Below are 20438 nucleotides of genomic sequence, written 5' to 3'. Positions count from 1 at the left end.
AGGTCGTGCTCGTCGGTGACCATCGCGACGAGCCACCGAGTGCTCCTCGGCCAGCGTCCGGTAGATCTCGCGCACGAGGTAGGGCCGAACGTCGGGGTCTTCGGCCCAGTCCTGCCATACGAACGGGATGTATACCCGAAGTCGACCGACCGGCGTGTCCACGACTCGGGGATCGGGAACCGATCGACCCTGCGCGCAGCTGAGTACGGGGCAGGAGCCGCCTCGCCTGGCAGCGAGGTCCATGTCCGCCTGTCCGGGCGACTCGCCCGCATCCACGCCAGGCTCGGCCACGCCAACCCCGCCACCAGCGCCCTCCAGACGCTACGTGAGCAGGCCGAGCAGCAGCCTCTGCACGCGCCCGGGCTGTTCACCGCCGACACCGCGCGGATCTTGTCGATCTCGGCTACTTCTCACTTGTACCTGGGGCAGCCTGAACAGGCCCGCGAATACGCGCAGCAAGCTATAGGCGTCTACAAGGAGGCCCCCGCGGGTGCATCGCCGACACGGCGGGCGATCACAGGTCTGGATCTCGCTACCGCATGCGCCCGGTTGGGAGACCCCGAACAGGCGGTCACGCACGTCCTCGCCGCTGTGGCAGCCACACGTTACGCCTCGGTGATTGTCACGAGAGCAGCTGTTCTGCGGGCGACACTGGAGCGGGAGTATCCGGACTCGGCCGCCGTCGCCCAGTTCAGGCGGGGCCTAGCAAAAGCTCCGCGCGGCAATCCCCGGAACGGCAGCAGTTGGTCCTGTTGCACGGCCTCCGCGAGCTAGCTAGCGCACAAGCCGGGGGCTCTCGGTTGAGCAGGAGGGGACGGTGGTCCAGTCGCTACTCCTGCTGATCTTGTACGCAACACCCGGCGGCCCGCACAAGCCATCGCGGCCGCGGCGGCGACTATCTCATGCTCGGCGTGGCCGCCCCCGCCGCCGACGCGGCGACGTCGCACTGCGCACGCTGCACCAGCCCGCGCTGGCACGACACCGGAACATCATCAGGCCGCGAAACGTCTACCCGGACACCGGCCTGGCCCGCCTCCCGAGGCCCGCGCCCTGATGGACGTCGCGTTGCCTAGCGCGGGCCGGGCTCTGCACGAGTACCGCCACTCGGCTCCTGACCCACCTCGGTGAGCAAGGCGCGTCGAGCCGGGCTCGCCTAACCGTGCAAGGGTTCTTCGCTCACCTTGATCAAGGTTCCGTTCGCACCGCGCTCGTAGCGACGCGTCGCGTTCTTCACCATCTTGGCTTCGACTGCCGAGTCGAGGTCGATGCCGGACATCTCCGCGATGCTGGTGAGGAAGATCAGGACGTCGGCGAGTTCCTCGCCGAGGGTTTCGGGGTGCTTACGGGCGGCCTCGAAAGCTTCGGACAGTTCGCCGTGGGCGAGGGCGAACTCAAGAGGCATATCGGTGGTGTTGAACCCCTTGGCGAGCTTGTTCTCCCAGGCCCGCTTTTGGACGTCTCGGAGGTGCACCGATTCTCCTGTGGCCGTGGAGCCGCATGTGCTCTCTGGGGATGACGGTCGGCTGTGAGCCTAGCGGTCATCGCTCCGCGGGTCAGGCGAACGTCTTCTCTGGTACGTCGTGTCAGGCGGCTTGTTCGTTGTCTACGGTGATGACTTTCGTATACCGGGCCAGGTCCGAGAAGACCATGAGATATCGGGCGCTAAGCGTGCGGAGTTCGGCGATGGTGGGTGCTGTCCCGTCGCGGGCGACGAGCCGGGCGTGGATCTGTTCGGGGCTGGCGGTGAGGTGGACGAGGATGCCTCCGCGGGCGGTCACCATGGCTAACAGCTGGAGGGTCTCCGATGGGGTGAGGCGGCAGCGGCCGTGCAGGATGGGGCCGTAGACCAGTTCGCTGATGAAGCTGCGATCCAGCACCAGGCGGCCGGGGAGGGCCAGGATGGAGCGGTGACGCTGGAAGAGATCCGCTCCCTCGGGGGTGCGGCCGGCGTGCACCCGCTGATAGCCGTATCTGATCATGAGCGTCATGGCGTAGGTCGTCTTCCCCACCCCGTCGCAGCCCTCCAGGACGATCACCTCGTAGCGGTCGGCCCACAGCGCGAGGTCGGCTGCCATCAGACCTCCAGGTGCTTGGCGAGTTCATCGAGATTGCTGAAGGTGCCGGTCAGGCCGTACTGGACCATGAGGTTGCGGTAGTTGGGTTCGCGGCCGTGGGCGAAGGTCCACCCGCAGCCGGGCTCGGGCGCAAAGACGGGACGGCCGGTCGCTGCGCAGGCGCCGATGACCAACGCCGCACCGGGAGGCGTCTCGGGACCGCGTACGTCCACCACGGCCAAGCTTGAACGCGCCAGGGCGGTCCAATCCTCGATTGCGGTCGCCGAAGGCTCGGCTACGGCGGTGTTGAACCGCCTGGCGCGATGGATAGCGAAGCCGAGGGCGCGTAGGGCATCGGAGACAGGAGCGGTCCAGTCGTCTCCCCCGTAGGGAGAAGGCTCAAGGTAGGCCAGTCGTTGACCGGCTGAGCCGGGAGGTGGCAAGGCGGGGCTCGAGGCGAGCCATCCTCGGAGGGCGTCGGCGGTTTCGATGGCTGCTTGGGTGATGGCGTGGAGGTTCTGTGCGAGGAAGCGTTCGAACCTGTCATCCTCGCCGCCGGGTGAGCCTAACCGCGGCACGGAGATGATCCGGCTGACCACGTGCAGGAGAAGTGGATCAGGGAACGGCGAGCGCAGCGCGCCGTCGGCCGTGGGCCCGTAGACCTGGAAGTCGGTGGTGACGGCGATGATGGGGACGCCTCGGGCGGAGGCGTAGCCGATCTCCATGCAGGCGCCGTCGTCGAGGCTGGGGCCGTGCAGGATGGCGATCATGGCATCGATCTGGGTGAGGCGTTCGCTGTCCAACTCGAACAGGCGCTGGCCTTTGCGGGGGTGTTTGAGGTTCTCCTCGTCGGTGTCGCAGAAGGGGAGGAACACGGCGTCCGGCCCGAAGCGGCGGGCGAGGTGGTGGGCGAGGTAGGCGCCCAGGGCGCGGTCATGGGCGGCGAACAGTCGGTGAGCCACGTAGTAGAGCGTCACGGCTGAGCCTTCCTGCGGTTATGGGGGTTCGTAGGGCAGACCCGGGTCACGAGCCTGGCGGGTTGCCGCCGTCACGGCCGCCGCCAGAGCGTCCCGCTCTGCCGTGCCTTTGAGGACGTGGGCGAGGAAGGTGCCGGCGAGGGTATCTCCGGCGCCGGTCACCTCCACCACAGGGCCGTCTTTGGGTAACTCGGCGCTGATCGTCCGCCGGTGGCCCAGCAGGGTCACGGTTCCCGGTCCGTCGGAGACGACGACGCGTGCTAGGTTGTTGACCGCGACGAGATCGTCCAGTAGCCGGTACTCGGCCGCGTTGACGAACACCACCTCGGCGTGCGGCAATGCTGTTTTGGCCGCGTCGATCTGCTCGGCGGCGGAGGCAAGGTGGAAGTCCAGGCTGAACCGCTGCCCCGCCACCACGAGCCGCTCCAGGACCTGGGCGACGTCCAACGGGCGGCGGCAGCACACGTGCCAATGGTCGCAGTCCGAGCGTTCCAACTCGGCCAGTACGTGGCTGGTGAGCGCGGTGGCGGTGCCGTAGTCGGCGGTCAGTCCGATGACCTGTCCCTCGGCCCCGTAGGTGATGTCGAACCGGCAGGATGGTCCGGCAAGGGCGGTCACATGGGACAGGTCGAGCTTTTCGGGCCACGGATGGGCGTGAGCGAGAGCAAGATCGTCGCCGATGACTGCGATGGGGTGGGCGGCGGTTCCTACTTGGGCGGCGGCCAAGGCGACGTGTAACGCGGCGCCGCCGATCAGGATGTGCGTGCGGCCGTCCGGGTATCGGGTGGTATCGATGGAGATGTTGCCGATCACGCCAAGGCAGGACACCTGGCTACCTCCGTCGTCGGCGGGGCCGATGGCCGCAGTCGAGGACGGCCGGGCAGGCGGGCCTGTTGGCACACACCCTCGGACTGGCGGGAGGGTTGAGGAACAGGCGCTTGAAGTAGATCAGGACCAGGTGCAGCCACCATGTCGGTGTGATCTGGTCGGGGATGGTGACCCGGTACTCGCGTTCAGCGATGAGAGCGCGGTAACGGAAGGAGTCCACGGCGGCGCCCGCCTCCAAGAGCAGCCGCATCCGTTCGTGGGCGAGCGTTCCGCTGCCCACGTTCATACCCAGCAGCGGAGCGAGCTTGCTGACCATGCCGGAGTCCACGGGGATGACGCCGCAGTGGTAGCCACGGGCGTAGAGGGCGGCGCACTGGGCGACCTTGTAGGAGGCGCCCTTCACCTCGGTGGCGAAGGTCTCGATGAAGGCGTCCGCCGGCATGGCGAGCAGGTGTCGGTCGCGGACTTGGGAGGCGGCTACGAAGGCCTGTAGGGATCGCAGGTAGCGGACGCGGGCGTCCACGAGGCCGAGCGGGCGGACGAGTTCGACGACCTCTTGGTCCTGGAAGCCGGTGAGCGCGTCCCAGCCGTAGGCGTCGGACTTCTTCACCACCTCGGCGTAGACGTCGATCATGGCGTAGGACACGCGAGTGCTCCATCCAGCCACGAGCATCCGTACCCGCCAGTCGTCCACATGTAGCGGCCACCACTGGTTGTTGTCATGGTTGGCCTCGACCGCCGTCTTCACCTCTTCTTGCACGCTGACGATCGAGACCAGGTTGTACAGGCGTGGGGCGACTTCGGCGGCGTTCACGGGTGCTCCTGTGGGCGTGCAGGGCGATGGCGGCGTTGGAGGAGGTCACGGGCCGTCCCAGCCGATGTCGCAGCATTGTGATGGCGGCTCGGGTGGGCCAGCCCGTACAGGACAGTACGATCGCGTCGGCTTGCTGGATCGCCTCCTTTTCCAACTGATCCACCAGCGCAGCCTGTTGGTTGAGGGTTACCTCGGCGTATCCGTCGGCTAGACCTAGGCTCGCCGAGTCCGTGACAAGGACGCCCTGCTCCGCGAACTGGATGACTTCGACCTCGGTGACCTCATGGGGATAGGGCGTGACCAAGGCGATCTTTTGCGCGCCGTATGCCCGAAGCTGCGCCATGATCGCCTCGAACGCGCCGACTACGCGTACCGGCGAACCGGCCGTGACCTGCGCGAGTCGGCGGACCTGGGTGAAGTCCGCCGACGTGCACGCCAGGTAGACCCGGTCCAGCGAGAGCGGGGAGAGCTGGTGGAGCGCTCCTGGGACAGCCTCGATCAGCCCGGACAGGAAGTCGTCGTCCAGGGCTGTGCCGCCGTGGGCGGGCACCAGCCGGGCGTAGTGCCACACCGTGCGTCCACGGCCCCACTTCGGCAGTTCGGCCTCCACTACCGCGTTGGCCCAGGGCACCAGCACTCCGACGTGCGAGAGAGGAGCCTGTGGGGATATGCGATGGCGTTCAGGCGCCTGCTGAAGAGTCATCGCGTTCTCCGTAGACGTAGCGAGGCGCGTGGTCGGTGATGGTCATGTCGGCGACCTCATACAGGGGACGGGCGGTCTCGCGCTCCACGACCTGGATGGGATAGGAGCCGAGGCGCCGATGCCAGGTGCCGCGGCTGGAGACGAAGAAGGAGTGCAAGTCAGTGATCTTGCGGCCCTCGGGATAGACCCGCTGCTTCATCGGCTGGTCGAAGCTGTGGTCGATGTCCGCCTTCCAGCTGGCGAAGTGCTCGGCTGAAGGTGGCGGCTGCTGCTCCTGCATGGCCGCTAGCGGTGTGCCGGGGTAGGCGCGGGCCTGCCGGACGTTGATGCGGTGGCACAGCAGCCCGGCGTCGAGGACGCGCACCAGCCCAGCGAGGTTCTCGTAGTGGGTGCGGTGGGTCTCGCCGGGCAGGCCGTAGATCAGGTTGAGGCCAGGCAGCAGAATGCTCAGCCCGCCGGGGCCGACCTGGGCGCCTGCCTGGTTCACGTGCTCGACGGCCCGGACGAGGATGTCGGGTGTGCAGGTGAGGGTGTTGCGCTTGATGACCTTCGGGTCGAAGGACTCGATGCCCATTGGTGCGCAGTTGCCCTCGGTGCAGTAGGAGGCGACCAGGTGGGCGATCTTCGCCCCTGCGGGTGAGGCCACGGCGAGCGGGTCGGCGTTGTCGATGTGCAGCGTCACCAGGTCGAGGGCGGCGGACTCCCGGATGCCGGCCAGCAGCTTCTCGATCGTTCCGGCATCGCGGTTCATGTAGGAGAAGAAGCAGGTCTGCTGCCCGAGCCTGAAGTGTCGGACGCCGGCGGCATGCAGGATGGCCACCTCCGCCAGGACGTCCTCGACCGGCCGGAAGTCCAGCACCGGGGCCTTGATGGGCTCGTTGCAGAAGTCGCAGAACCGGCGCCGGGTGCAGCCGCGATACAGCTCGATCTCGGCGACCGGCGTCCAGTGCAACTGGTCGATCAGGTCGCGGTAGTCGACGCGGTCGGCGGCCAGCCGTTCGTAAGGTGCGGCCTGTTGGCTTCCGGCGGTGATGTCCGCGGAGGTGAGCGTGTGCGTGTGGATGGCGTCGAACAGCCCGCCGTAGGCCGCCGGGTCGGCCAGCGCGTAGGTGGCCAGCGGGCCGAGCAGCACGCGACGGCCGCGCGTGCAGGCCAGGGCCCGTGCGATCTCCTCCACTGAACCGTTCTGTGCCTGGAGATGCACCGAAGGGACCGCGTCTCCGGCGATCACGATGGTGAGGGCGGCGTCGCGGAGCAGGCGTAGTGCGTTGTCCCTATTGGTCGTGGCCGAGTAGGTGAGGCGATCCGACAGTGGAGGCCGCTCGTACGGCCGGCCGCCGTTGAGGCACCAGCGGACGTCGTCGATCGTGAGGTAGGCGACCTGGGCGCGCGGTTGAGCGGTGCGAAGCGCACCGTAGGCCGCTCGGGCGTAGGTGGACAGGTAGGGCGGAACCCCCAGACCGGAGGGTTCGACGGTGTAGCAGTCCAAGATCAGCAGGATGGTGCGCGATGTCGTGCTCATGTGCACTCCAATCGTCAGCGTGCCCGTGTGGGGGTGGGGCTCGACTGCTCTTGGTCCTCGCTCACTGATAGTTCTTCCCACTCTGAGGCGGTCGGCTTGTCGGCGAACGGTTTGGAAGAGAAGCAGGGCGAGATCAATGCCGCCAGCATGACGCTGTTGGCTCGGGTTCCTTCGGCGATGGCGCGACGGGGAGGGCCGCGACATGAGCGACTGCGAGGATGCCGAGAGCCGTGACTTGACGAGCAGGACTCGTGGCCCTGGTGGAGGTGGTCTCGTCCCAAGGCCACGAGGTCATTGACGACACGGCACCTGTTCATTGCCGTGCCGTTGCTGTGACGGCTACGGAACGAGGCCTCGCCAGCTGGGCGAGAGTGGGTTGAAGATCAGCCACGGCGCCGAGGAAGGGCACCTTCGGGACGCCGCTCGCGATCTCGTACCGAGAGCGCCAGGTCGAGATCTCGACCAGGCCGGGCCGGTGAATGACGCAGCCATGGAGCATCGCGGCGATCTCGGCACGCGGGCGCGGATGTATGAGTGTTTGGCCCCACACATAGCCCGCTCTCCGCTTGCTGATCACTTCAGGCGAGGTCTCGTGGCAGGCGTGCGACAGGATGAGGCAACTCCCTGGTGCCATGCGGTCGCGTAGGCTCGCGACGATCTGAGCGGGGTTGTCATCATCCGAAACGAAGTGAAGGACGTCCACCAGCAGGGCCACAACTGGTCGACTGAGGTGCAGCACGTTTTCGACGGCCGAATCGGTCAGGATCTGAACCGGGTCTCGGAGGTCTCCCTCGACCATCACCACACCGACCCCGTCAGAGCGCTGCAACAGCGCCCGACCATGGGAGATCACCATCGGGTCGTGGTCGACGCACACCACTCGCGCATGCGGGTGAACCTCGCGGGCGACCTCGTGGACGTGCCTCATCGTCGGAAGTCCGGACCCCAAGTCGAGGAACTGCGTGTACCCCTGCCTGGCAAGGTAGGTGACAGCGCGGCCAAGGAAATCCCGGTTCCCTCGGGCGGCAAGCTCCATCCCTGGCGCGATCTTCTTCAGTCTTTCCGCTTCCTCACGATCAGCAGCCAAGTGGTCTTCCCCGCCCAGCAGGTAGTCGTAGACCCGGGCAGCATTCGGTGCGCCGGGATTGATCCCTGGGGCGAAGAGAGGGAAGGTCACGAAGTCCTCCAGACGGTGGGAACGCGACGTCGGACAGGCACAGATCCATCACAGCCTGGTAAGACCTCACGATGGGAGGGGAGACTGGGGGAAGCATGAGGAAGCGTTTCCGCCCCTTCCTTCCTCCCGTGGTGAGGTGCGTACGGATGGACGAACAGGCGACGCCCGGATGGGCGATACGGCTTCGCCAAGCCAGGCTTGACCGGCTACTCAGCCAGAAGGCTCTTGTCCGGCTGATGCGCGACACCGCCGGGGATGACTTGCCGCTGGCCAAGACCGCAAGCCTGTGCCGGAACATCCGCTACTGGGAGGCCGGCACCCACAAGCCCAACGCCTTCGACCGGATGCTGCTCTGCAGGGCTCTTGACATGACCGAGACCGAGCTCTTCGGCGGCCGGGCTCTGAAAACCGCGTCACTACTCCGACGCGAGGCGCAGGTCTTGATGCCCCACGCGGAACAATACGGCGAGGTCCTCGAACACCTACATGAGCAGTGGCATCTGCTGGTCCAGCGCGACAACTTGCTTGGCCCCCGCCACACCGTTCCCGCCGTCTGCGAACAGATCACCGTCCTGGAAGAACTCCTCGTCCCCGCCCGTGGAAACGATCGGATCGAAGTGCTTCGCCTCGCGGCTCGGTACGCCGAGTCGGCAGCGTGGCTGTACGAGGACGCTGGAGACATGGAGCAGGCCGAACGGTGGGCGGACCGAGCGGCCACCTGGGCCCACGAGATCGACGATCAACAGATGATCGCATGGACCATGTTCCGTCGCAGCCAGCAGGCCACGAGCCAAAGACGGATCGGCGACGTCCTCGGGCTGGCCACCTCTGCGCTCCGGCACTCCGACCGCTTGCCCACACCGATGCGCGCGGCCATCGTCCAGCAACAGGCCCAAGGACATGCCCTCGACGGAGAGGAACGGGCCTGCCACCGGCTCCTGGATCAGGCCCACGAGCTTGCTTCTGCCGTAAACGACGAGGGGGACGCCCGAGGCGGACACGGATCGTTCTGCACCCCGGCCTACGTAGAAGTGCAGCGGGCGGGCTGCTGGCTGGAGCTGCGACAGCCCAAACAGGCCGTCGCCACATACGAGCGCGCGCTACCCTCGATGCCCAAGGTGTACCGGCGAGATCGAGGCATGGCACTGGCAGGGCTGGCGGCTGCCTACGCCGGACAAGGAGACCCTGAAAAGGCCGCCACCACGGCCGTCGAAGCGCTCGACGTCGCTCGCGCCGCCGGTTCCGCGAGGATCGTCACTGTGCTGACGTCAGTCGGGTACTCGCTGAGTATCCATCGCCGCCTGCCATCTGTGGCCGCGTTCCGGCTTGCGCTCGCCGACGTGGGAGTCATGTGATGGCCTCCAACCTTGAACTCCAAGCCATGCGGCGAGCCATCGCCCTGTCCGCCCATGGACTTGGCACCACCAGCCCCAACCCACCGGTCGGCTGCGTGATCCTCGACGCGGCGGGCCAGCCGATCGGCGAGGGCTACCACGCCCGCAAGGGCGAAGCCCATGCCGAGGGGAATGCCCTGCTGGCCGCCGGTCCCGCCGCCAAGGGCGGGACCGCTGTGGTGACCCTGGAGCCCTGCAACCATGTCGGGCACGCACCCGCCTGCCGCCAACTCCTGATCGACGCCGGTATCGCGCGGGTAGTCGTCGCCCTGATCGACCCCACCTCCAGAGGGGAGGGTGGGGTGGAGGAACTGCGCAAGGCCGGGGTAAGCGTGGAGACAGACGTACTCGCCGAGGAGGCGATGCTCGTGCTCGGCCAATGGCGGGCCGCTCTCGCCCTGAGCCGACCTCTCCTCACCTGGGTCTACGCCGAAACCACCGAAGGCCGGACCGGCTCCCTCAAACGCATCCCGCCAGCACGCGACCTGCTCCTGACTGCCGATGCCGTCCTGGACGCCGACGGCCACCTGGACGAGGCAACCCCACGCAGCCACGGACCGGGCATGATCCGCCTCCCGGACAACCCTCTTCAGTTTGAACACCACGAACTGCTGAAGACGCTACACGCAGGCGGAATCCGGCACCTCCTGCTCGACGGCGGCCCAGACTTCGCCGCCCCTTTTCTGGCAGACGATCTCGTGGACCACTTGATCGCCTACCTTCCGGATCGAGGCCCGTCCTCTCACCCGCAGCTCGATGGCCAGGAGCTGATGATGCCGGACTGCTTTCAACTCACAGGCGTTAGCCGCATCGCGCGTTACGTAAAGGTCAGCGCAACCAGGAGGGACAGAAGGGAAGGAGGGCGACCCTCACCGTCCTCCCGCTCGCGATCCGCGTCTGGCAGAGGGACAATGTGACCCGCTCTATCAGGACATTAGCCCAGCGTCGCTCGTGCCTCTGGGCAGAGCGTTACCGGCTTGCCCTAGCAGAACTATTGTCTGCTGCTGAACGCCCTCTCCAGGTTGCCCATCTCTTGCCCGACCAGGCCCTTGATCAGCAGGGCCAGGCCCATCGCCACGCTAGCGATCACAGCGGTGATGATCACCCATTCGACTGCTGACGCTCCGCGGTTGGGGGCGGTGCGTGCTCGTTGAATACGTACGTCGAGGCATGCCAGGAGATAGGTCCACAGCGTCATGGCCGCAACGGTAGGTCCGATGACACTCGCCAGATACGGTAGGCAATCAAATCGTTACCTTTAGCTATATCTACTGGTCGCCGCCGGATTTCGAGAAGCCTACTCACCTGCGGTAGCCCACGCGTCGCGGCCGCTGCTCCACAACTCCGAGGCATGGTACGCGAACCTGTCGAAGAGCCCGTCGTCCTGATATCGGCGCAGGTGCAGCATCGGGGAGTCGTGGCCCACGAGCTTGGCCAGGTGTGGGGTCACCAGCATCTCGGAGTCGAACCGGAAGACGCTCATAGCGATGTGCTCGTTGCCGTAGCGGGCCTCGATGCCGGCCACGTCCCGAAGTGGCTCGATCTCGGAAAGGGTGATGCGGATCCGGGTGGACACGGTGAGCGGAACGTTCTCTACCTCCTCTCGACGCCTGGTGATGTCGCTCTCCGGATCCCCGATCAGGAATCGGATCTTGCATCCTTGCTGCGCCTTGCGTTTGAGCACTTTGGCCAGGTTGGGGTGTTCGAGCCAGAGGAAATAGTTCGTGTAGCCGGCCAAGACGATCTCATTCTGGGCAGTGCTGATGAGATTGCGCCAGATGGATTTCGGACATGCCGAACGATACGGATAAACAGTCAAGACTTCGCGGTCAGGGCCAGTCTTGACGGAGTGGCGAATTGTGTCTGGCCATAGCACGGATATCTCAACTCCTAGTGCCTCTCCGGCGGACCACCGGTGCCGGAGGTGGGGGACCCGAGTCTCGTCCTGCAACCAGCGTTCTACCGTCTTGAGATCCACACCACACCGGCGCGCTAGCTCCTCGTTCGAGATCCGGGCATCGAGCATGGCGCGGCGTAGGGCGACATTTGCCACGGTACACCCCACTTGACTGAGGACGTCAGGGACGTTTTTGACTCTAGCTCTAAAGCGTCCTGGACGTCTCGTTAACGTGGTTGGTTCGTCGCTTCCGAGAGCGCAAGCTGGTCGTATGTCGATGCCGGTGATCTTGGAGGACATTCAAGCGGTCTTTCCTGGATGGTGCATTTGGCGTACCTCGGCGGGAAAAATGTGGGCTACCCGAAATGGGCGACGTTTGACTCAATCTGAAGTAGGTCTGGGTCTTACCCAGACGATCAATGCAGATGGTGTGGCCCAGCTTGCCGTGCAGCTCCGGCAGCAGGAGGAGCTGGAGAAGGAGAAGGCTCCTCAGGACGAGTTGCGAGGTCCGCGATGATCGACCGCACTTCGTTCGCGAACCCCGGCGCCAATGCGATGCCACACCTCTCCGCGGTCAAGGTGCCTCCGGTCGGTGCCGGCAAGCCGACGCTGCCCCTTGCCTTATGGGATGGGACAGCAGCCTGAAGAACTTGGGCGTGGTCGTGCGCCGCTGGACGGCAGCTCCGGGATGCTGCCGGCGGGTCATGCCCTTGGCGCGGGCGGTGGGACAGCGCACGTCTCGCCGCACGCGCGTCACGATGCGGACCGGGACCTCACGCACGATGAGGACCGCATCACTCCGCGCCTCGCGCCCCGGGGAGTAGCCGGGCTGCGAGGGGCGCCGGAGCCATCTGGGCCGCCTCCCCCTCCGCATGGTTTGGGGCGCCCATGCGCACGCGGCCAGTCGAGAGAGGAAGGCGCGGGGCCGTTGCGTCCTGCCGCCGAGGCTCGGCCTCCGCCTTCCTTTCGTCCCAGCCACATCGCCTTCCGAATTTGTGACCAGCCCTGGATTGGGAGACTCCAGATGATCACTTGGATGTACACGCATTCGGCTACAGGCATCGCGATCCCAGCGAGGACTCGCGGAGGGTTCCGATGATCGCCCCTTCCTGGGAGGACCTTCCCCAGGACGTTCACGACGCCGTAGAGAGACGCTTCGGGATGGTGCGCAAGGCCGAAGGCGTCCCCGACTCCGGGCCGGGCGTGGCGGTGCGCCTGCACACCCACGACGGCACCGTGTTCTTCAAGGCCATTCGCACCACCAGGAAGCCCGGCGCGGGAGAGCATCTGCGCGCGCGGTGGGCGGGGGAGAACCTACCAACGGACGTTCCCACACCCGCCATGCTGTGGGCAGCTACTCGAGCCGGTTGGCACGCGATGGCCTTCGAGGATCTCGCCGACGACAGCCGGCCTGCTGACCTGTCACCTGGCTCGGCCGACCTGCCCGCGGTCTTGGACGCGCTGGCTCTGCTCCATGTGCTGTTGACTCCCTGCCCGCCAGGGGCGGTACCCGTCGAACGGAACATCCTGCGTCTCCAAGCCAAGTGGCGCCAGTTGTACGCCAAGCCGCCGCAGATGGTGCCCCGTCGAGACTTGTACATGGCCGCGATGGCGTCGTTCACTCCGACCTTGCTGCGTGGCAGCACACTGGTTCACGGACGTCTGCGGCAGGAGAAACTGCGCGTCTGCGACGGTCGCGTTCGTGTGCTGGACTGGTCACTCGCCGCCCGCGGCGCGCCCTGGGTTGATGCGGCCCTGTTCGCGCCGCGCCTGGTCCAAGCCGGGCATACGCCGGCCGAGACCGATGCACTGCTGTCCACCGTCGTGATCGGCTGGAGAAACGCGCCAGCCGCAGCTGTGGCCGGGCTGGCTGCGTTGTGGACGTCGTTTCGCCTTCACAACGCCCTGCACGGGCCGGAGGAAGAGCGCGACAGCCGTGCTCGCGCCGTGGAAGCGGGGCACGCCTGGCTCGAATACCGAATGGACCCCACACGATCGCCCTAGACGACCGAGCTCGTGCTGCAGGCGTGCCAGTCGCCCCGATCCACGTGCCCTCGGCCTCCTGACGCATAGAGCGGAAAGACGCAAAGATGACGGCTGAACTCGCGATCCAATACGACTCGTTGCCAGAGGCCAGGCGGACGCCATCCGGTTCCGCCAAAGGCAACTCACCGACGGCCGCTAAGCGAGTCGGGACCGAGTCGATCGTGTGGGGGCCTTACCGCTCGACGGGCGCAACTCTCCGTATCAGGGCCACCTCTTGCTGCGGCGCGTATGAACTGGCGTGCCAGGGCGGGCAGTATCTGGTTCTACGCAGAAAAAGGAAAGGCGGATACGACGAGGCAGGTCGAGGCCGCCGCCACCGTGCGCTGGCCATCTGGGAAGCTGTCGTCGCTGAACACGCCCTACGCCTGCCTCGGCCGCATGAACCGCAGGATGAGGTATGCATCCCGCAGTGACGCCGATCCACTTGCCGTACGTGATCAGCCGCTTGGCCGGCAGTACGACGCGATGCGGATCCCGCTCGCGACGGCTACCACCGGCTCCACCACGGAGCCGGTGGGCTCAGCCTCGGCTTAGTGGCCCCCTGGCCACACCGCCGCCTTGCATCCGTCCCATGTGACCTGCTTGTTAGCGCCGAGGTGCCCATAACAGAGCTTGAACACCTTGATCGATCCCCAGACGGAACTGTCGGTGGCACACCCGCCCTGAGGTGCGCGTACTTCGAACGGTTTCCTCGCGTCGACGGGATTGTCGTTATGCCAGACCGCTTTGTAGCTGCGGTTGTCGCTCTTGCTGTCGCAGACTCTGATCGAGGATCGGTCGGTGGGGACCGTCACGCTGCCATCGGCGTAGTTGTCGCCCCAGCCTGACGCCTGCGCTGATACTGGTGCGGCCGTGCCAAGTGCGAGTCCCGTGACCAGTAGCGCGATCGCCCCGCTTGCCCGTGTCATCATCGCATCCTCCGTCTCTTTGCGACACCCGGATGCTTACTTTAAGTAGTTGGACAACTACGTCAAGCGGTCAACGCGATCTGCATGTCGTTGTCCCCGATGCGGACGTGACGACGTCGTCGATATTCGCTCATGATGGACATGGATATTGGTTCGCCGAAACATGTGCTCATGGCGACAACACCGGACATGGTTGGAAATGCCTTTGACAAGTTCAGGCGGTGTCTGGCGGTTAGTGATCTATGACTCGACGGATAGATGACCAGGTCAGAGCTCCGACCTACTCTGACAACTCCGCGCACCTAGTTGATGCCTCCTTGTAAAGGATACAGGTCAGTGATGGTTGCCTTGCTGCGTCCGAAATGGGCGCCATTCGCTCTAGGAGCGCTAATTGTTGGGATGGCGGCGGCCGCCACCGCATGCCGGTCCCGTGACGCATCGTCCGGCGCCAGCCCTGCGACGACGAACACCGCCTCGCCAGCAGCTCAAGGCAAGGCAGCAGTCCCAGAGGAGCAGGCTGTCGCGACCGCGTACCGGAATCTTTATGTCTCCGGCCAGCAAGCAGAGCGAACCTCACCCGAAAGGCGCCGCCCACTCCTGGCGAATGTCGCCACCCAGCCCCTGCTCGACCGGATGGTCCGTGGAATCGCCGCACTTCAAGCGACCGGCAGAGTGACCTGGGGCAACCCTGTCCTGCACACCTTCGACGTGAAGGTCAACGGCGACAAGGCCAGTCTCCACGACTGCCAGGACGCCACCGAGACGGGCCAGGCGGACGCGAAGACGGGAGAGCGCCTCACCCACGGCACGACCGATACCCATCTGGTCGTCACCTTTCGAAAGGGCGAGGACGGAGCGTGGCGGGCTTCGACACTGGAGCAGGTGGACGGGCCATGCTCGCCTACGGACTGAGTTCCCTGCTCGCGGTCGCTCTGCTGGCTGTTCCAGGCGACGGTGACGGTGCTGAGGTGAAGGCGCAGCCGTGGGGCTACCTCATCACCGGCAGGCAGGGCCCTCGACCTGGAGCCGCAAATCGGAGTGGTTCAGGATCGAACGTCACCTGCAAGTACACGCCGTGGCACGTCGATGGCCAGCAGAACGGCGGTCTCGAGTTCGTCGACCCCGCCAGCAACCCCAACAGCAAGCCGAGAGGTGACGGTGCCTATTACCTGATCGAATGCAGCGACGGATACCGCGACGTTCTCTGGGTCCAAGGCGATATCGGCCAGACGGTCACCTCCGAGCAGCTCGCTCGCCAGGCGTACGCGCTCATCCCCATCGCCCCGCCCAAGGTCCTCACCGCTCCGCCTCGCGGATCCGACGCATTGGTCGGCCTTCCGCACTGGTTCTACCTGCGCAAGGGCGAGTGGAAGGCCAAGTCCAAGCGCCTCGAAGTCGGGGCCGTCTGGGCCGAGGCCACCGCGACACCCCAAAAGATGACGGTCGACGCCGGCGACGGGAAGACCATCACATGTGATGGCCCAGGCACCGCGTACGACCCCTCCAAGCGGGCCGACCAGCAGCGGTCGAGCTGCTCCTACCGTTACCTCCACCCCAAAGGCGCCTACCAGGCCAGCGTGACCGTGACCTGGAACGGGACCTGGCGCGGGTCAGGTGGCAGCGGCGGCACGCTCCCGTCGATCACTCGCACGGTCACCTTCCCGATCCGCGTCTCCGAAGCTCAGGCGCTCGTCACGAAGGGATAGCTTCATATGCTCCAGCGCGCCGCGCCACCTCAGAACCCTGGGCAGCCCCAGCCCGCTCGACCACTTCCAGGCAGGCGCCGCCCTGCGATGGTGGCCGCGAGCGTCGCGCTGACCGCGCTCGGCGCGCTCGCCGCCTGGGAGGTGTACGGCGTCGCGAGCCACCGGACCCAGGTCCTAGTGATGAGCCGCGACGTGCCCATCGGCCAACAGTTGCAGGCACAAGATTTCCGTACCGTGGCGATGGGCATGGATCCCGGCGTTCAATGGGTCAATGCCAAAGACAAGAGCGCCGTAATCGGCAAGCGCGCGGCCGTGGACTTGAGGGCCAACGGCCTCCTCGCGCCCACCCAGGTGACCGACGGCATCGTCCCAGCTCCGGGTGAGGTTGTCGTCCCCCTGGCGCTGAAGGCCAGCCAGGTTCCCGCCCGGGGAGTGCGGGCCGGCGACCGCGTGGTGGCTGCTGTAGTGCTTCCCGACGACGTAAAGGCCCCCGTCGACCACATGGGAAGGGTCGATCGCGTCGGCCAGCCCGATGCCGACGGATTGCTGGTGGTGGACCTCGTGGTTCCGGCCGCCGATGGTGCAGCTCTCGCGCGCCAAGCCGCTGTGGGAAAGGTGGCCATCGTCTTGCAATCCAGGGCGGGGTGAGCCGATGCTGATCGTCCTGTGCTCGGGCGGCCACAGCCCAGGAGTCACCACAACGAGTCTCGCGCTGACCTTCGCATGGCCTCGCGAGATTCTCTTCGCCGAATGTGACCAGGCCGGTGGCAGCTTGCACGTCGGCTACCTCCTCGGACAGCCCCGGGAGCGAGGCTTGGGGGAGTGGGCGGTCCAGTTGCGGCGTGGCGCCGACCCCGAGAAGTCGCTCCGCGAGCAAACCTATTACCTAGCCGATGCGCAACCTAGGCTTATCCTTCCCGGCCTCGCCGAGCCCGCGCAGGCCGCCTCATTCCACCCGCTCTGGCCGAACATCATCGCCACCTTCGTGACCATGCCGGGCGACGTGATCGCTGACGTCGGCCGCATCGGAGGGTCCGATACGCCCGTGGACCTCCTGCGTGAGGCGGACCGAGTGTTCCTGGTGGCTCGTCCAACTCTCGTAGATCTCTTGGCTGCGGCGCCTCGCCTCCAGGAGGTCAAACGCGTACGTGGCTCCCGGCCGGGGCCGGAGATCTTGCTCGTCGGCAAGGGGCCGTACAGCAGCAGAGAGGTAAGCCAGACGCTCGCGGCCGACGTTGCCGATCACCTCCCGCACGATCTGCGCGCCGCCAAGGTGCTCTCCCACGGCAGCGGCAACGAGCGCTATGTCCCGCGATCCCTCCTGGTCAGAGCCGCCCGCACCTTCGCTGAAAAGCTCTGTGTGCAGGCCGTACGGGACGAGGTGATGGCGCCTTGACCTTTGACCAGGCGCAAGCCGTGCGCGCCCTCCTGCCCAAGGTCACCGAGGCCATCGATGACGCCGAGTCCGTCTCAGATGACGCGGTGGAGGAGTACGGCAGAGCCATCATCACCGACCTTGTTCGCGAGTACGTGGATGCCCGCGCTCTCGCCGGAAAGGATGTTCCCACCCTGGAGCAGGAGCATAGCCTCGCCCAGGCCGTCTTCAACCAGGTGTTCCGCATGGGACGACTCCAGGAATTGGTCAACGACCCCGCCGTGGAGAACATCGACGTCAATGGCTGTGACCAAGTCTGGATCACCTACTCGGATGGGCGGAAGGTGCTCGGCCCGCCCATCGCGGACAGCGACGACGAACTGGTCGAGGACGTTCGGAGGTGGGCGGCCTATCAGGGGCAGACCGCCCGCGACTTTTCGATCGCACGCCCTCGGCTCCACCTGTCCATCGGCAGCCGGACCCGCATGGGCGCGCTGATGGGAGTCGTGCCGCGCCCATGCCTGTCCATCCGCAGTCACGGCAAGCTCGACGCCGACCTCGACGACCTGGTCGCCAATGACACGATCGACAAGGGCTTGCGCGAGTTCCTCGGTGCCGCCGTACGGGCGCACAAGGACATCGTGATCACCGGCGGGATGGGCGACGGGAAGACCACGTTCGCCCGTGCGCTCGCCGCGGAGATCGATCCGGACGAGCGGGTGGCCACCATCGAGAAGGAGTACGAGCTCTTCCTCCACCTCCAGACCGAGCGGCATCGCGACGTGCTGGCCATGGAGGCGCGCGAGGGCAACACCGAAGGGCTCGGCGCGATCACACTGCACCAGCTCATCGAGGACGCTTTGCGGTTCAACGCGCGCCGGATCATCGTCGGCGAGGTGCGCGGGGACGAGCTCGTACCGATGCTCCAGGCGATGAACACCGGCGGCAACGGCTCCATCTGCACCATGCACGCCGACTCGGCCGACCAGGTCTTCGCCCGCATGCTCATCCTTGCCGGCTCGGGCGGTCTCAACATCGCACCGGACACGCTGTTCCGTACGATCGGCATGGCCGTGGACTTCGTGGTCCATCTGCGCCACGAGCTCCGTCATGACCCCGAAGGGCCGGTCAATCGACGGTACGTCGCTCAGGTCAACGAGGTGCTACCGCCCGGCGACACCCTCGAACCCGCGGTAAATCGCGTCTATGTCCCAGGGCCGGATGGCCGCGCCATTCCCAACACGATTCCGCAGAGCATGGACGAGCTCGTCGCGGCGGGGTTCGATCCCGGACTGTTCGTCGCTCGCTCGTGGAACGGAGGGCTCGGATGACGCAATGGCTTGCTGCCCTGTCTGGCGCGCTGCTCGTTGCCGGCACGCTGCTCATCGTCGCGGGTCTCCGCAAGGTTCCAGAACGACCCCCACACCCACCCGGACGGAATCTACCCAAGGTGCCCGCAGTCCGGGTCTTGTCGGCCGTCGGTGCATCCGCGGCGACGTGGTGGCTGACCGGCTGGCCCGTCGCGGCCTTGGGAGCCGCGGTCGGCGCATGGGTGCTGCCGCGCATGTTGACCAACCGCGATGCTCAGCGGCAGATCGAGCGGCTCGAAGCGCTGGAGGCCTGGACGCGCCACCTGTCCGACGTGCTCGGTGGCAGCGCGGGGATCGAGGAGGCACTTCAGTCCAGTGCCAAGAACCCGCCACAACTCATAGCAGCCGAGGTTCAAGGGCTGGCGCGGAGGCTGGCATTCCGTACGCCGACGGAGCAGGCGCTTCGGGCATTCGCCGATGACCTGGACGACCCGACGGGAGACGTGATCGCCGCGGCGCTGATTCTGGCCTGCCGCGCTCGAGGTCGTGGATTGCGGGAGGTTCTCCAGGGGCTGGCCCGTACCGTGGCCAAGGACGTGGCGGCGCGGCGAGAGATCGACGCCGAACGTGCGACTCACCGCACCACGGCCCGCTGGGTCATCGGCGCACTGCTCGCTTACACCGTGTTCGCGCTGCTCAACCGGACCTACGTGGAGCCGTTCGGGACGCTCGGCGGCCAGATCGTGCTCGCGGTCGTCGTCCTGCTCTACGCAGGTGCTTTCGTCTGGCTGCATCGGCTCGCCAAGCCGCTCATGGGGCATCGGTTCCTCAACAGTTCCGGAGCCTCGTCGTGATCGGCCTCGTTCTCCTCGCCGGAGCGGCAGTGGGTCTTGGCGCCTCCCTCGCCATTGCCGCGCTGTTCCCCGCACCGCCCGCTCTCGCTCCGGCGATGGAACGACTTCGACCCGGCGGTCGCACAGATCCGATTCCGGACTTGCGCACACGCGTGGCTGCCCACTTGGCGAGGAGCGCCATTATCGGTGCACGTGTCCCGCACACGAACCTGGTTTTGCTGGGAAAGACGGCCGATGACTACCTCGTCCGGAAGGCGGCGATGATTGCCGTCGCGATGGCGGGGCCCGCCGTCCTCTGGGCCTGGTGTGCGTTGCTGGGAATCGCGCTGCCCTGGATGGTCTCCTGGGCGTCATGTGGTGCCTTTGCGGTCGCGGTGTTCTTCGCCCCGGACGCGGCGCTGCGTGGCCAGGCTGCTGATGCTCGAAAGGCGTTCCGGCAGGCGATTGTCGCCTATCTGGATCTCGTCGCGCTCGCCCGTGCGGCCGGCTCCGGACCTGCCGATGCGTTGGAGTCCGCCGCAAAGGTGGGGAGCGGGTGGACATTCCGGCGGCTGGCCGTGGCGCTGGATCCGGCCCGGCGGGGAGTCGGCAGCGCGTGGGACGAGCTCACCCGCTTGTCAGATGAGATCGCTGTTCCCGAGCTCGCCGATTTGGCGTCGATCGCCCGTCTCGCCGGTACCAGGGGAGCGGGGATCCTCGACACCCTCATGGCCAAGGCCCAATCTCTGCGCGAGGTGGAGCTGTCCACCGAGGTGGCCAAGGCCAAGTCCCGCACCGAGACCATGACGGTTCCCATGGCCTTGTCGGTCATCGGGTTCCTGCTGCTGCTCGGTTATCCCGCCTTCGCCCGTATGGCTGGAGGTTGAACTACCC

The 20438-nt window shown here is 66.3% G+C and carries 21 protein-coding genes; 10 read left to right on the top strand and 11 right to left on the bottom strand.

Annotation, left to right across the window (positions count from 1 at the left end; all coding sequences use genetic code 11):
• Positions 1–1153: 1153 nt before the first annotated feature.
• The 8 genes from ACQPWU_RS46215 to ACQPWU_RS46180 form a co-directional block, all read right to left on the bottom strand.
• Positions 1154–1471 (bottom strand): MazG-like family protein, encoded by a 318-nt coding sequence (locus ACQPWU_RS46215; protein WP_433432280.1) that lies wholly within the window; start codon positions 1469–1471, stop codon positions 1154–1156.
• A 112-nt stretch (positions 1472–1583) separates the two neighbouring features.
• A complete protein-coding gene (locus tag ACQPWU_RS46210; RefSeq protein WP_433432278.1) occupies positions 1584–2075 on the bottom strand; it encodes a hypothetical protein in 492 nt (163 codons plus the stop codon).
• On the bottom strand, positions 2075–3031 hold the full coding sequence (locus ACQPWU_RS46205) for a nucleoside 2-deoxyribosyltransferase (protein WP_433432276.1): 957 nt from the start codon (positions 3029–3031) through the stop codon (positions 2075–2077). Before ACQPWU_RS46205 ends, ACQPWU_RS46210 begins: the two co-directional genes overlap by 1 nt.
• An 18-nt stretch (positions 3032–3049) precedes the next feature.
• Positions 3050–3844, bottom strand: coding sequence for a PfkB family carbohydrate kinase (locus ACQPWU_RS46200; protein WP_433432273.1), 795 nt, complete (start codon positions 3842–3844; stop codon positions 3050–3052).
• A gap of 19 nt (positions 3845–3863) precedes the next feature.
• Positions 3864–4673: a hypothetical protein gene (locus ACQPWU_RS46195; protein WP_433432270.1), complete on the bottom strand. Its 810-nt coding sequence runs from the start codon at positions 4671–4673 to the stop codon at positions 3864–3866.
• Positions 4579–5376, bottom strand: a complete 798-nt coding sequence (locus ACQPWU_RS46190) for a maleate cis-trans isomerase family protein (RefSeq protein ID WP_433432268.1) — start codon at positions 5374–5376, stop codon at positions 4579–4581. Before ACQPWU_RS46190 ends, ACQPWU_RS46195 begins: the two co-directional genes overlap by 95 nt.
• Positions 5354–6898: a radical SAM protein gene (locus ACQPWU_RS46185; protein ID WP_433432266.1), complete on the bottom strand. Its 1545-nt coding sequence runs from the start codon at positions 6896–6898 to the stop codon at positions 5354–5356. The genes ACQPWU_RS46190 and ACQPWU_RS46185 overlap by 23 nt, the downstream gene beginning before the upstream one ends.
• Before the next feature lie 313 nt (positions 6899–7211).
• Positions 7212–8075, bottom strand: coding sequence for an SAM-dependent methyltransferase (locus tag ACQPWU_RS46180; RefSeq protein ID WP_433432264.1), 864 nt, complete (start codon positions 8073–8075; stop codon positions 7212–7214).
• A gap of 146 nt (positions 8076–8221) precedes the next feature.
• On the opposite strand from ACQPWU_RS46180, the gene ACQPWU_RS46175 reads away from it, so the two are divergent.
• Together ACQPWU_RS46175 and ribD are read left to right on the top strand one after the other, a co-directional pair.
• On the top strand, positions 8222–9430 hold the full coding sequence (locus ACQPWU_RS46175) for a hypothetical protein (protein WP_433432262.1): 1209 nt from the start codon (positions 8222–8224) through the stop codon (positions 9428–9430).
• Positions 9430–10386: a bifunctional diaminohydroxyphosphoribosylaminopyrimidine deaminase/5-amino-6-(5-phosphoribosylamino)uracil reductase RibD gene (gene ribD / locus ACQPWU_RS46170; RefSeq protein ID WP_433432261.1), complete on the top strand. Its 957-nt coding sequence runs from the start codon at positions 9430–9432 to the stop codon at positions 10384–10386. The genes ACQPWU_RS46175 and ribD overlap by 1 nt, the downstream gene beginning before the upstream one ends.
• A 74-nt stretch (positions 10387–10460) precedes the next feature.
• Here ribD and ACQPWU_RS46165 read toward each other — a convergent pair whose 3' ends face one another.
• Together ACQPWU_RS46165 and ACQPWU_RS46160 are read right to left on the bottom strand one after the other, a co-directional pair.
• Positions 10461–10667, bottom strand: a complete 207-nt coding sequence (locus ACQPWU_RS46165; protein WP_433432259.1) for a hypothetical protein — start codon at positions 10665–10667, stop codon at positions 10461–10463.
• A 99-nt stretch (positions 10668–10766) separates the two neighbouring features.
• Positions 10767–11207: a hypothetical protein gene (locus ACQPWU_RS46160; RefSeq protein WP_433432258.1), complete on the bottom strand. Its 441-nt coding sequence runs from the start codon at positions 11205–11207 to the stop codon at positions 10767–10769.
• Between the two features lie 1254 nt (positions 11208–12461).
• Between ACQPWU_RS46160 and ACQPWU_RS46155 the strand changes: the two genes are divergently transcribed.
• A complete protein-coding gene (locus ACQPWU_RS46155; RefSeq protein ID WP_433432256.1) occupies positions 12462–13370 on the top strand; it encodes a hypothetical protein in 909 nt (302 codons plus the stop codon).
• 572 nt (positions 13371–13942) lie between these two features.
• Here the strand turns inward: ACQPWU_RS46155 and ACQPWU_RS46150 are convergent.
• Positions 13943–14323, bottom strand: a complete 381-nt coding sequence (locus ACQPWU_RS46150) for a hypothetical protein (protein WP_433432254.1) — start codon at positions 14321–14323, stop codon at positions 13943–13945.
• Positions 14324–14659: 336 nt separating this feature from the next.
• On the opposite strand from ACQPWU_RS46150, the gene ACQPWU_RS46145 reads away from it, so the two are divergent.
• The 7 genes from ACQPWU_RS46145 to ACQPWU_RS46115 all read left to right on the top strand — a co-directional run bounded on the left by ACQPWU_RS46145 (position 14660) and on the right by ACQPWU_RS46115 (position 20431).
• The gene (locus ACQPWU_RS46145) at positions 14660–15232 is read left to right on the top strand and encodes a hypothetical protein (protein WP_433432252.1); all 573 of its coding nucleotides are present in this window, start codon (positions 14660–14662) and stop codon (positions 15230–15232) included.
• Entirely contained in the window at positions 15214–16026 is an 813-nt protein-coding gene (locus ACQPWU_RS46140) for a hypothetical protein (protein WP_433432250.1), read from the top strand. Before ACQPWU_RS46145 ends, ACQPWU_RS46140 begins: the two co-directional genes overlap by 19 nt.
• An 87-nt stretch (positions 16027–16113) precedes the next feature.
• The gene (locus ACQPWU_RS46135) at positions 16114–16674 is read left to right on the top strand and encodes an SAF domain-containing protein (RefSeq protein WP_433432249.1); all 561 of its coding nucleotides are present in this window, start codon (positions 16114–16116) and stop codon (positions 16672–16674) included.
• 4 nt (positions 16675–16678) lie between these two features.
• On the top strand, positions 16679–17422 hold the full coding sequence (locus tag ACQPWU_RS46130; RefSeq protein ID WP_433432247.1) for a hypothetical protein: 744 nt from the start codon (positions 16679–16681) through the stop codon (positions 17420–17422).
• Positions 17419–18732, top strand: coding sequence for a CpaF family protein (locus ACQPWU_RS46125; RefSeq protein ID WP_433432245.1), 1314 nt, complete (start codon positions 17419–17421; stop codon positions 18730–18732). Before ACQPWU_RS46130 ends, ACQPWU_RS46125 begins: the two co-directional genes overlap by 4 nt.
• Positions 18729–19565 (top strand): type II secretion system F family protein, encoded by an 837-nt coding sequence (locus ACQPWU_RS46120; RefSeq protein WP_433432243.1) that lies wholly within the window; start codon positions 18729–18731, stop codon positions 19563–19565. The genes ACQPWU_RS46125 and ACQPWU_RS46120 overlap by 4 nt, the downstream gene beginning before the upstream one ends.
• Complete coding sequence (locus ACQPWU_RS46115; RefSeq protein WP_433432241.1) at positions 19562–20431, top strand: type II secretion system F family protein; 870 nt, start codon at positions 19562–19564, stop codon at positions 20429–20431. The genes ACQPWU_RS46120 and ACQPWU_RS46115 overlap by 4 nt, the downstream gene beginning before the upstream one ends.
• The last annotated feature ends 7 nt before the right edge of the window (positions 20432–20438 follow it).

It is taken from the genome of Nonomuraea sp. CA-141351, from assembly GCF_050944675.1.
GTDB lineage: Bacteria > Actinomycetota > Actinomycetes > Streptosporangiales > Streptosporangiaceae > Nonomuraea.
Note: the sequence above shows the minus strand (reverse complement) of the source record. Positions and strands in the feature narration are given on the sequence as shown.

What these genes read in the sequence shown, in the direction of transcription:
- ACQPWU_RS46210 (WP_433432278.1), bottom strand. Translation starts at nt 2,075, where the DNA reads ATGGCAGCCGACCTCGCGCTGTGGGCCGACCGCTACGAGGTGATCGTC.
- ACQPWU_RS46190 (WP_433432268.1), bottom strand. Translation starts at nt 5,376, where the DNA reads ATGACTCTTCAGCAGGCGCCTGAACGCCATCGCATATCCCCACAGGCT.
- ACQPWU_RS46185 (WP_433432266.1), bottom strand. Translation starts at nt 6,898, where the DNA reads ATGAGCACGACATCGCGCACCATCCTGCTGATCTTGGACTGCTACACC.
- ACQPWU_RS46175 (WP_433432262.1), top strand. Translation starts at nt 8,222, where the DNA reads ATGGACGAACAGGCGACGCCCGGATGGGCGATACGGCTTCGCCAAGCC.
- ribD (WP_433432261.1), top strand. Translation starts at nt 9,430, where the DNA reads ATGGCCTCCAACCTTGAACTCCAAGCCATGCGGCGAGCCATCGCCCTG.
- ACQPWU_RS46165 (WP_433432259.1), bottom strand. Translation starts at nt 10,667, where the DNA reads ATGACGCTGTGGACCTATCTCCTGGCATGCCTCGACGTACGTATTCAA.
- ACQPWU_RS46155 (WP_433432256.1), top strand. Translation starts at nt 12,462, where the DNA reads ATGATCGCCCCTTCCTGGGAGGACCTTCCCCAGGACGTTCACGACGCC.
- ACQPWU_RS46150 (WP_433432254.1), bottom strand. Translation starts at nt 14,323, where the DNA reads ATGATGACACGGGCAAGCGGGGCGATCGCGCTACTGGTCACGGGACTC.
- ACQPWU_RS46145 (WP_433432252.1), top strand. Translation starts at nt 14,660, where the DNA reads ATGGTTGCCTTGCTGCGTCCGAAATGGGCGCCATTCGCTCTAGGAGCG.
- ACQPWU_RS46140 (WP_433432250.1), top strand. Translation starts at nt 15,214, where the DNA reads ATGCTCGCCTACGGACTGAGTTCCCTGCTCGCGGTCGCTCTGCTGGCT.
- ACQPWU_RS46135 (WP_433432249.1), top strand. Translation starts at nt 16,114, where the DNA reads ATGGTGGCCGCGAGCGTCGCGCTGACCGCGCTCGGCGCGCTCGCCGCC.
- ACQPWU_RS46130 (WP_433432247.1), top strand. Translation starts at nt 16,679, where the DNA reads ATGCTGATCGTCCTGTGCTCGGGCGGCCACAGCCCAGGAGTCACCACA.
- ACQPWU_RS46120 (WP_433432243.1), top strand. Translation starts at nt 18,729, where the DNA reads ATGACGCAATGGCTTGCTGCCCTGTCTGGCGCGCTGCTCGTTGCCGGC.